1 pseudogene is annotated in these 442 nt (G+C 55.7%); it reads right to left on the bottom strand.

Going from position 1 to position 442, the window contains the following annotated elements:
• Window positions 1-319 (bottom strand): annotated as a pseudogene (locus HMPREF0201_RS06395) (hypothetical protein); the annotation flags it as partial.
• Between the last annotated feature and the right edge of the window lie 123 nt (window positions 320-442).

The following is a 442-nucleotide window of genomic DNA, read 5'->3' on the forward strand; positions in this document are numbered from 1 at the left end:
TGGATTTGACCAGCACAAAGGTGCTGGAATACTGCAACGGCTTATTCATGTACGTGGAGGTCAGGTAATCCTGATTCACACGCCAGGCTACCACTTCGCCGCCTGCCATAAACTGAAGCGGTACCGCAGTGTCTGCCGTCTCGCTTGTCAGCACGGAACCAGGGGCGCTCTTACGGGTTATGTGGATCCCACCGTGCCACATGTTATTTGTTCCGGCCAGCCAGGAGCCGTGTGGCTCCTGTAAGAGCGGCTCCATCATGTCATCCACAGTAGCGTAATGCTCGCCATTCGCTTTTCGGGCAGGAAAACAGATTTTCATTCCGGTCATCCTTAACGTGAAGGGATATTACGTGTTTTGGGAGGCGTCACGCTGGCGTTTGTCTGGCTGAACCGAGGCGGCGTAATGTCCATGCTGCCCCCGGCCATCGGTGCGCGGTAATGC

Source organism: Cedecea davisae DSM 4568 (assembly GCF_000412335.2).
Lineage (GTDB): Bacteria > Pseudomonadota > Gammaproteobacteria > Enterobacterales > Enterobacteriaceae > Cedecea > Cedecea davisae.